The following is an 8880-nucleotide window of genomic DNA, read 5'->3' as shown; positions in this document are numbered from 1 at the left end:
TGCTTAATTTACGTCATTAAATTCGTTCAAGTTATTTCTTGCAATCTGCCAAAAAGAAAAACAGTCTCTAAAATTCTTGAGAGACTGTTTTAAAACATGTAGCTTAAAAGTAACTTATAGAGCTATTTATAGATCAGGGGATGTGGATTCTTTTAAATCAACCTGTCATTAAAATTATAGTTTTAATGAGATCAAACAGACTGATTTTACTGATCCCCCTTATTAAGCTCTGTTTACTACTTTATCTGTATAATCATAATTTACTTTACTAACCCAGACTCTACCACCAGCATTAGGCACTAAAGTTGACTAAAATAGCCTCGTTCATTATGATATATATAAAATATATATGCACGAACGAAGGAGTGAGTAATATGACCGTAAAAATTAGAAAAGTAGGAACTTCAAATGTCTTAACTGTTCCTAAATCAATTACGAATCTTCAAAAAGAATATGAGGTTTTTGAAGGTCGCGATGGCGCTATCGTTTATCTACCCAAACATAAGAACGTGTTTGAAGATCAGGCCTTTGTAAATAGCCACCTTTATGATGGCGATGATTCAGGATTTGTTGAAGCAGAGGTTGATGATGACGAGTTATAAGCAATATGTTCCAGACCGGCAAGATCTAATCTGGATTAATTTTAAGCCCTCTGTCGGGCAAGAGATTCGTGGACGTCATCCGGCAATCGTAATTAGTTCAGCAAACTATAGTCGATTAACCGGACTGGTTATGGTAATGCCAATAACTCACGGTACCAATAACCGGTTAAAAAGACTTTTCATCCCCCTACACGCTCAAAAGCTTGAAGGATATATCAATCCGCTACAGACGTACACGTTTAGTATTGAAAAACGCAATGCCCAATTCACTGGCGAGATAGCTTCAACGGAAGATTGGGCACGCGCCATAGCAATACATAAAGATATACTTGGCTTGTAAAATGTAGATATGAAAAAGCTCCTAAGAGTTGAGTCGCCAAACTTGCAACTCCTAGGGCGGTGAATCCTATCACCACTTAATCTTTAGAATCAGCTCCAGCTTAATTAAGATATAGCAGGCAAGCACAATCTTAATTTTGCGGGGCTTTTTCTTTCATTTCTCTAAGGTAACTTTTGATTCTAATCAATATTGACGATTAAGTTACAACATCTCCACTTACCGGGATTGTATCGCATAATTTCACTTAAATTGCTCTATAATTAAGTCATATCTTACTATGTAGTAAAGAAGGCAACGTTGATGAAATATTGCAGTGAATGCGGTACTAAACTGATCATAAAGAAGAACGGGATTGATGGAATGGTGCCATATTGTCCCCATTGTCAGCAATTCCGTTTCATCAAGTTTTCAAGTGCAATCTCCGCGATAATCTTCAATCCGCAAAAGGATAAGGTCTTACTGTTAAAACAGTACGGAAACCCGTCTTACATCTTGCTCTCCGGTTACATTAATCCTGGTGAAAATGCCAAGCAGACCTTAAAGCGCGAAATGCAAGAAGAGACAAAACTAAGCATCGCTAAATTCCACTACAATGATAATGCCTATTTTGCACCCCATGACGTGTTGATCCATAACTACGCAGTTATCGCCGCAGATGACGCATTAAAGCCCAATAACGAAATTGATCAATACTCATGGGTACCCGTAAATGAGGTCTTAGATAAAATAATGCCTCATTCCTTAGCAAAATCCTTTGTTGAGGAATGGTTCCAAAAAGAGCATCTCGGTGGACTATAAATACAAAAGACATGTTCCCGGTAAAATACCGTCGAACATGCCTTTTTGCTATTCATCAGTTCGTTTTAATTCAGTCTGACAATAGTAACAATTAAGATGGCCATACTTCTTAATCATACTTTTAACCTGGCCATGGTTAAATTCATAGTGCTCATGACAATTTGGACACACAAAGTATTCTTTCTTTGATAAAAGGTTCAACAACAGTCCCAATTCCCCGTAAGCTCCCTTAATTGATCTCACGTATTCTAGCATACAATAAACCAAGGATATTAAACAAGTTATCTTTCTGAATTTATTACTTAAATTTCAGCTAAAAGCTTTTACGACCTTCGTCCTTCTTGTAAGCGCTTAGTTACCATATGTTAGAATAAAAGAAAACAATTCAACAAGGAGGAAACATAATGCAGACAGTAAAAATTGGTAGTGCCTCTCTCCTTGCCGTCGGAATTGGCACCTGGCATATTGGGGATAATCCTCAGAAGCGTCCTACTGAAATTAAAGCGATTCAAGCAGCAATTGATCAAGGCGCAACCGTAATCGATACGGCTGAAATGTATGGCATGGGCCGTGCCGAATCAGTCGTGAAGGACGCTATCGCCGGTTATTCACGCGAAAAACTCTATATCATTGATAAGGTCCTCCCAGAAAATGCCAGTCACCGGCAGCTAGAAGCCAGCCTTGACCAGAGTCTTAAACGCGTTGGTACAGATTACTTTGACCTCTATCTTCTTCACTGGCGCGGGTCAGTTCCGCTAAGTGAAACCGTGACTGAACTGGAATCAATGGTCAAGAAGGGCAAAATCCGACACTGGGGCGTCTCAAACTTTGATGTGGCCGACCTTCATGAATTATGGCAGCTACCAGACGGCCAGAACTGTGTCGCTAACGAGGACCTCTATAACCTCGACGAACGGGGAATTGAATTTGACCTTATTCCATTGATGAACAAGCACAAGCTACCGTTGATCGCCTACTCTCCCCTTGCCCAAGCCGATACGATCTCTGGTCACCTGACGAGTGATCCCCTCTTGAAGGAACTGGCGGCTAACCATCAAGCAAGTGTTTATCAAATCATGCTTGCCTGGACGCTGCGCCACGGCAACGTCTTAAGCATCCCCAAGGCGGCCACTCCTCAGCATGCCCGTGATAACATTCAAGCGTTAGATATTACCTTTACTCCCGATGAATTGGACGCCCTAAGCAAACACTTCCCAGCACCAACTAGTAAGCAACCCTTGGCAACCATTTAATCACTTAAAAAGCTCCCTTACCGGCACCAAGTCCAGTAAGAGAGCTTTCTTTAATTACTTTTGCTTTACCAGCATTACGTTACCATCAGCAGAGTTACTATACACAATGTACTTTCCTGTGAGCTTAACAACCGGTGTTGCTGCACCTAACTTTAAGCCCTTGATGGAATAATCACCGTCGAACTCACCGACTTTTTCAAATAGTGCCGGAACGGTCTCCTGATCAGTAATGATCACCTCAAATTCACCATCGACGCCACCATTGCTAAACTGAACAGCAGTACCGTCAGCACCACCGCCGACCGAGACTATACTTAATAATATCGTCAACCGCCTCTGGACTAGCAATCCCTTCATCCACAATATGAAAGGCCTCACGGAGAACGGCAAGCTGAATCCGGTTGCCAACGAAGCCCAGTGCCTCCTTCTTAAGCGGTACCGCATGCTTACCGATTTTGTTCATCAGGTCCACCGTCAAATCAACCGTTGCCTGACTGGTCTGCTTCCCTGGTACCACCTCAACTAATGGCATCAATTGAGCCGGGTTCCAGAAATGCGCAACCACAAATCTTGCCGGACGCTTGAGAACACTCTGGAGAGCCGTTGGACTCAGACCAGAAGTATTAGTTGCCAAGACTGTCTCTGGACCGACCAACTGTTCAAGTTCTTGCCAGACCTGCTGTTTAACTTGCTGATCCTCGACAATTGATTCAATGACAAAGTCGGTATCCTGACAAGTCTGCTCCATATCCGTTGTATACGTGATGCGCTTCAAAATCTCATCTGGCTGGTCCGTTAATAGTCCTGCCTGCTCAAATGTGGCCAGATCATGCTCAATTGCCTTCTGTCCCCGTTGTAAGCCAGCCTGCTGGTGATCGTATATATGTTACTATAACGATGGAGGATGATTAAATGCAGCACAGTGATAAGAAAATAAAATACATCAGTAAAAAGATGTCTTACGCGCTCCGTCACAACCCCGATAAGTATGGTATTAAGCTTGATGAATACGGCTATACGGACTTAGACCACTTCATCAACGCTCTTAACCGGGTTCATCACCTGGCTCTCACGAGGGATGATATTGCTACCGTAATTGCCCAGAGCAATAAAAAGCGTTTTGAGATCAAGGGTAATCGTATTTGTGCGCTCTACGGTCATTCAATTCCGGGAATTATCCACCATCAGGAAGCTACCCCACCCGCTGTCCTTTACCACGGTACTGCCCGGCGCTTCCTGCCCAGTATCCAAGAACTTGGCTTACTACCTATGCAGCGCCAGTTCGTTCATCTGTCAACGGACATCCCGACTGCCTACCAGGTCGGTTCTCGTCATGACAGTCACCCGGTGATTCTCTCAATTGATACTAAGACGGCACTGAATGCTGGGGTCAAGTTTTATGTGGGCAACGAGCAAGCTTGGCTAGCGGACGAAATTCCAGCCCGTTTTTCCCATGTTTTATCAAAAAATTCAAGAAATTTTTAAAAAGGGCTTTACGAATCCCGTTTTTCTTGATAGTATAATACTCGTTCGTTAGGAACACAGAGATGACTTCGGAAAATAGCTCAGCTTGGTAGAGCACCTGGTTTGGGACCAGGGGGTCGCAGGTTCGAATCCTGTTTTTCCGATTTTTTATTTTTAAACGAAAAAAGCATCTGACTATTATGTGGTCAGGTGCTTTTTAGTATCCTTATTGAATTCTTTTCCGGAGGTGGGGAACTAACCACAGTGCCAGTGCTCCACCGATAACGCCCTGGAGGAGGTTACCACCGATACTCAGGAGCCCCACCATCCAGGTGTGATACATGAAGGAGTCACTGAAGAAGTAACAGAGAGCCATGACTACTACCCCAACAATCAGTGCTAAAATTTGATAACCGCGTCGTTCCCCTGCTCGCCAGGATAGGTAACCAGTTGTGAATCCTTCCAGGCCGTGGGCGATCAATGAGAACAAGGCGTATTGGGGGTATCCCGATAGCAGATCTAAAAACATCCCCCCGAAGCCACCGACTGCGGTCCCATAGGCAGGCCCCAGTAGCATAGCCGCAATCAAGATCCCGGCATCACAGAGATTGATGTAACCATGGGTCCATGGAATTGGAATGATAAAGAAGCGCCCTAACACAACCGACAGTGCCAATAGCAAAGCAGCCAGGGTCAGGCGGCGTAAACGTTGGTTATTCTTCATTACTCGGCCTCCTGACGCTTGTTAAATGGATCCCAGGTATACTTAGCGCGGGGACCACCGATGTATTTAGGACGTGACGACAGGTAGGTTGTATGAGCCTGCCCTATCGTCTTCACAGACGTTCGGACCGGTACCTGGACGAATTTAACCTGCATCCCAATTGCCGTATCCCCAATATCCATCCCGGCATTTGCCTGGATGTGTTCCACTTCAATTGGCTCCTTGAAGTTTTCAAAAGCCGCAATCTGCCCCGCACCACCGGCATGGATCTGGGGGTAAACCATTACCTGTTCAAGGCCGTACTCCTTAGCCACGGCCTTTTCAACGACGAGGGCCCGGTTAAGGTGCTGGCAGCCCTGAACAGCCAGTTGAATGCCCAGGGGCCGCAGCGTATCCAGAATCGTCTTGACGATCGCGCGACCGATCTCAATACTCGAATCTTCACCGATTTGGCCCCCACGGACTTCGCTCGTACTCAGGCCCAGGACAAAGATATCGCCAGCTTCAAGGTGCGCCTGCTTAAGTAGTTCGGTCAGACCCTGCTTGGTTTGTCGCTTGATTTGGTTCAAATCTACCATATAATCAATCACTCTCTCTTATTTCTCTCACATTGTTCTCATCAATCATTAATTATTTTAACATACCTAAAGAAAACCGTCACCTCGTTTCCGAAGTGACGGTTATTTTGTTTATTTTGGATCCGGATCAGCCCGCTTAACCAATTGCATAATTAGGTAGTCGCGTGCATCCTGCTCTGACATTTTGACGCCATTGATAGTTAATGGCCCAGCCTCTAATTCCGTAGCATCCCCACGGCCTTTCAGAATTCGGTCAACCAGCTCTGGATTATCATAGTACCGATCCAGCAGTTCCGCTGTCGAAAGCTGCCGCAGGACCTCAGCATAGGCTTTATTCTTTTCCATCCGCATTTTAGTAAGCTCCCCCTCTCGCTCAAGTTGATTGCTCTTTATTATAGCACTTCTGTAGTATAGTGGTGAATTATTGTCCTTACAGTGATAGCAGTTGATTAATAGGAGAATCCAAAGAAAGATTCTGGGCCGTGAGTGTTTACCAGGCATTGATGCTAATGTTAGCATTTGCAACATTCGAAATTGCTTTGTTAACCTACATCAAAAAGTAGACAAACAAAAAGCCGTCCTGTTAACTTTGGCGGGCTACAGACGACTTTTTATATAATTTAGTTAGTAACTTGTCACCGTCTTTGAAACGGCTGATAAATCTGAGGAAGCCATGCTGCAACATGGTTTCCTCTTTTGTTTATATTATAGTACAATGATAATTTTTTAGTACAAGGCCAAGTAAGAGCATTATTAGTCACAGCATTCGGCCTGTTTTATTCCTACTACTCATTCCACTGCATTATATATTCGACATTCCCCGTTTCGTCAATTTGGCGACGGATAATTTTTAAGCCCTGCCGTTGGTAAAACTGAACAGCCCGAGAATTCTTAGCATAAACCGAAAGCGTGAATGAGGGATGGTTCTTCTTCACGGCCCCTAAAAGCTGCGTTCCGATCCCGTGGTCACGGAACCCATCTTTAATAAATATGCCCGCAAGGTAATCATCTTGAAGACCCGCAAATCCCAAAACTATTGGCCCGTCGACAGCAACAAGAACTTCAGCCTCCAATAGTGCATCGTGGACCGTGGAACGGTGATCGGTCCAATAGCTTTGATCAACGAAGGGATGTGCACTGATGTTACCCGCAAGCCAGATCTCCATAATCTGGCTAAGGTCGGCTGACTGAAACTTTCTAATAACCATTTTGCTTCTCCTTATCTAGTTTGCTGTAACTTAATTATATTATTAAATAAAGCCCATAAAGTCTCAATTACTTTATGGGCTTTCGCATTATTTATCAATAGTGAGGATCTTATCCAAAGGTATCCGGTTAGCGGTTATTTGATTAACCAGCGCCGTTGCATCACGATAACCCAGTCCAATCCCGATAATAATATCTTCGTCGTCAGGAATTGGCAGCTGCTGGTCCCATCTCTCTAGCTGCTTCTCCTAGTCCCTTGGTCCACTCTGCCATGTTCTGCTGAGCCCGGGCAGTCCACTCCGTCCGCGGCATCACTGGAACGTCTGACTGGCTCTTGGTTCCCTTCTGCTCAAGCTGATACTGCTCGTTACGGACTCTTTCCAAGGCTTCACCAACCACTAAATATACGTGATAGGGCTGAGAATTGACCCAAGAAGGTGCCAACTGAGCTTCATGGATGATCTCGCGAATGGTGTCGCGGTCAACGACTTGATTAGTAAACATCCGAACAGAGTGCCGATTTTGCAGTGTTTGTTTGAATTCCATCTTCATGCCCCCTTTTAACATCTATGCTTGCGCACTGATCGTAATATTTCCTACCGAAACATTTGCCGGTTGATTGATTGCATAGGCAACCGCATCAGCGACTTCAGCCGGTGACATCCGGGCGAATTGGGCATTGTTAGAGTCATTGCCACTATTAGCCATCAGGTCCGTCGCCACCGCTCCTGGATAAATGGTCGTCGTCTTAATATGAGACTTTTCCTGTGCAGACTCCAAACGCAAGGTATCCATTATGGCCCGGACACCAAACTTAGTAGCACTATATGCGGCCACACCAGGATATGCTTGCAAACCGGCAACTGATGAGGTGGCGATCACCTGGCCGCTATTTTGCTTTTTGAAGACTGGCAAAGCCGCCGCAATCCCGTATAGGACACCCTTGAGGTTCACGTCAATCGTGTTAATCCAGCGGTCAACTTGTAGGTCGGACAGGAATGTGACCGGCATAATTCCAGCATTCAGAAACATCACATCGACGCGGCCATAGTGTTCTTGAGCGTAGTCGACTAGTTGCTGATTATCCTCTTGCTTAGTCACATCGGTAACGCGATAGATTGCGTCCCCGCCATCTTGCTTAATATCTTCTGTAATTCGCTGCAATTCATCCTCATGGCGAGCTCCCAAAACGACCTTGGCCCCTTTAGCAGCCAAGAGTTTAGCCGTCGCCTCGCCAATTCCTGAAGTGGCACCAGTAATTACAACTACTTTTCCCTTAATTGCCACCGTAATCAGTCCTTTCGCATGTCTTGTTCCCAGCTACCAATCGTATTCACACCCGTCTGATCAGCGATCTGTTCTAATTGGTGAACTTCTGCCTCAGTCAGAGTCGATGCCGCTACCTGAGCTGCATCGTCCACTTGAGACAGCTTGGTGACACCAATAATCGGTAATACCCCTTTAGTAACCGCCCAGCTCATCGCCGTTTGAGCAACTGACAGACGATGCTTTTCGCCAACTTCCTTGAGAGTCTTAATCAGTTGTGTTAATTCCGGAAGCTTTCCGTTGTAGACTTGTGCCCGCACACTATCGGCGGGGAATGGGTGATCCACGTCGTATTTTCCAGTCAGGGCACCCTGCTCCAAAATCATGTACGCAAAGAAGGTCATGCCCTGTTCCTTGCAGTAATCCAGGATCCCAGCCTGTTCGGAGGTCCGGTCCAACAGACTCAGGTGGTTTTGAACCGCATCCAGCTTAAAGCCGGCGTCACCCAGGATTTCCTGAACGCGTTTGATTTCGGATAAGGTGTGGTTGGATACCCCCACATGCTTTATCTTCCCAGACTTCAGCAGTGGAATCAGGAGAGCGTAAAATATTTTGTGTAAATTCTGAAACTTGAATTGAAAAAGGGAAA

General features: G+C 45.0%; 15 protein-coding genes and 1 tRNA gene. 7 read left to right on the top strand and 9 right to left on the bottom strand.

Annotation, left to right across the window (positions count from 1 at the left end; all coding sequences use genetic code 11):
• Positions 1-374 precede the first annotated feature (374 nt).
• The 4 genes from ACI31H_RS03660 to ACI31H_RS03645 all read left to right on the top strand — a co-directional run bounded on the left by ACI31H_RS03660 (position 375) and on the right by ACI31H_RS03645 (position 2993).
• Positions 375-602 carry an AbrB/MazE/SpoVT family DNA-binding domain-containing protein gene (locus ACI31H_RS03660; protein WP_439770642.1) on the top strand — a complete coding sequence of 76 codons (228 nt, stop codon included), beginning with the start codon at positions 375-377 and terminating at the stop codon, positions 600-602.
• Positions 589-942, top strand: a complete 354-nt coding sequence (locus tag ACI31H_RS03655) for a type II toxin-antitoxin system PemK/MazF family toxin (protein ID WP_439770641.1) — start codon at positions 589-591, stop codon at positions 940-942. Before ACI31H_RS03660 ends, ACI31H_RS03655 begins: the two co-directional genes overlap by 14 nt.
• A 300-nt stretch (positions 943-1242) precedes the next feature.
• The gene (locus ACI31H_RS03650) at positions 1243-1740 is read left to right on the top strand and encodes an NUDIX domain-containing protein (protein ID WP_439770640.1); all 498 of its coding nucleotides are present in this window, start codon (positions 1243-1245) and stop codon (positions 1738-1740) included.
• A gap of 404 nt (positions 1741-2144) precedes the next feature.
• Positions 2145-2993 carry an aldo/keto reductase gene (locus ACI31H_RS03645; protein WP_439770639.1) on the top strand — a complete coding sequence of 283 codons (849 nt, stop codon included), beginning with the start codon at positions 2145-2147 and terminating at the stop codon, positions 2991-2993.
• A 54-nt stretch (positions 2994-3047) separates the two neighbouring features.
• Here the strand turns inward: ACI31H_RS03645 and ACI31H_RS03640 are convergent, their stop codons facing one another.
• Both ACI31H_RS03640 and ACI31H_RS03635 read right to left on the bottom strand, forming a co-directional pair.
• Complete coding sequence (locus tag ACI31H_RS03640; protein ID WP_439770638.1) at positions 3048-3323, bottom strand: hypothetical protein; 276 nt, start codon at positions 3321-3323, stop codon at positions 3048-3050.
• Positions 3280-3876 (bottom strand): 3-hydroxyacyl-CoA dehydrogenase family protein, encoded by a 597-nt coding sequence (locus tag ACI31H_RS03635; protein ID WP_439770645.1) that lies wholly within the window; start codon positions 3874-3876, stop codon positions 3280-3282. The genes ACI31H_RS03640 and ACI31H_RS03635 overlap by 44 nt, the downstream gene beginning before the upstream one ends.
• A gap of 29 nt (positions 3877-3905) precedes the next feature.
• Here ACI31H_RS03635 and ACI31H_RS03630 point away from each other — a divergent pair, with 29 nt between their 5' ends.
• Entirely contained in the window at positions 3906-4478 is a 573-nt protein-coding gene (locus ACI31H_RS03630) for an RNA 2'-phosphotransferase (protein ID WP_439770637.1), read from the top strand.
• Positions 4479-4547: 69 nt separating this feature from the next.
• Positions 4548-4621, top strand: a tRNA-Pro gene (locus tag ACI31H_RS03625).
• Positions 4622-4683: 62 nt separating this feature from the next.
• On the opposite strand, the gene ACI31H_RS03620 is transcribed toward ACI31H_RS03625, so the two are convergent.
• The 3 genes from ACI31H_RS03620 to ACI31H_RS03610 all read right to left on the bottom strand — a co-directional run bounded on the left by ACI31H_RS03620 (position 4684) and on the right by ACI31H_RS03610 (position 6104).
• Positions 4684-5181 (bottom strand): ECF transporter S component, encoded by a 498-nt coding sequence (locus ACI31H_RS03620; RefSeq protein ID WP_439770636.1) that lies wholly within the window; start codon positions 5179-5181, stop codon positions 4684-4686.
• Positions 5181-5759, bottom strand: a complete 579-nt coding sequence (locus ACI31H_RS03615) for a TIGR01440 family protein (protein WP_439770635.1) — start codon at positions 5757-5759, stop codon at positions 5181-5183. Before ACI31H_RS03615 ends, ACI31H_RS03620 begins: the two co-directional genes overlap by 1 nt.
• Positions 5760-5870: 111 nt before the next feature.
• Positions 5871-6104 carry a hypothetical protein gene (locus ACI31H_RS03610; RefSeq protein ID WP_439770634.1) on the bottom strand — a complete coding sequence of 78 codons (234 nt, stop codon included), beginning with the start codon at positions 6102-6104 and terminating at the stop codon, positions 5871-5873.
• A 137-nt stretch (positions 6105-6241) separates the two neighbouring features.
• Between ACI31H_RS03610 and ACI31H_RS03605 the strand changes: the two genes are divergently transcribed.
• The gene (locus ACI31H_RS03605; RefSeq protein ID WP_439770644.1) at positions 6242-6322 is read left to right on the top strand and encodes a putative holin-like toxin; all 81 of its coding nucleotides are present in this window, start codon (positions 6242-6244) and stop codon (positions 6320-6322) included.
• A 222-nt stretch (positions 6323-6544) separates the two neighbouring features.
• Here ACI31H_RS03605 and ACI31H_RS03600 read toward each other — a convergent pair whose 3' ends face one another.
• From ACI31H_RS03600 to ACI31H_RS03585, 4 genes are all read right to left on the bottom strand, one after another.
• Entirely contained in the window at positions 6545-6967 is a 423-nt protein-coding gene (locus ACI31H_RS03600) for a GNAT family N-acetyltransferase (protein ID WP_439770633.1), read from the bottom strand.
• A 202-nt stretch (positions 6968-7169) separates the two neighbouring features.
• Entirely contained in the window at positions 7170-7511 is a 342-nt protein-coding gene (locus tag ACI31H_RS03595) for a nitroreductase family protein (RefSeq protein WP_439770632.1), read from the bottom strand.
• 21 nt (positions 7512-7532) lie between these two features.
• Positions 7533-8252, bottom strand: coding sequence for an SDR family oxidoreductase (locus ACI31H_RS03590; protein ID WP_439770631.1), 720 nt, complete (start codon positions 8250-8252; stop codon positions 7533-7535).
• Between the two features lie 5 nt (positions 8253-8257).
• The gene (locus ACI31H_RS03585; protein ID WP_439770643.1) at positions 8258-8815 is read right to left on the bottom strand and encodes an aldo/keto reductase; all 558 of its coding nucleotides are present in this window, start codon (positions 8813-8815) and stop codon (positions 8258-8260) included.
• Between the last annotated feature and the right edge of the window lie 65 nt (positions 8816-8880).

The organism is Limosilactobacillus sp. (assembly GCF_051873035.1).
Taxonomy (GTDB): domain Bacteria; phylum Bacillota; class Bacilli; order Lactobacillales; family Lactobacillaceae; genus Limosilactobacillus.
This window is presented reverse-complemented; position numbering and strand designations above follow the sequence as displayed.